1 protein-coding gene is annotated in these 213 nt (G+C 67.1%); it reads left to right on the forward strand.

Annotation, left to right across the window (positions count from 1 at the left end; genetic code table 11):
• Positions 1-213 (forward strand): endonuclease (locus tag IH61_RS0140130; RefSeq protein ID WP_031079489.1); only part of this gene is annotated, 213 nt, incomplete at both ends.

The raw sequence follows: 213 nt of genomic DNA on the forward strand, positions 1-213 counted from the left end.
CGTCTGGCGATGGTGCGGCGGGCGCGGAAGATCAACCGTGAGCTGGCGGAGCTGTATCCGTACGCGCATCCGGAGCTGGACTTCGAGACGCCGTTCGAGTTGCTGGTGGCGACGGTGCTGTCGGCGCAGACGACGGACTTGCGGGTGAACCAGACGACGCCGGCGTTGTTCGCGAAGTATCCGGAGCCGGAGGACATGGCTGCGGCGAACCCG

This window comes from Streptomyces sp. NRRL WC-3742 (assembly GCF_000720635.1).
GTDB lineage: Bacteria > Actinomycetota > Actinomycetes > Streptomycetales > Streptomycetaceae > Kitasatospora.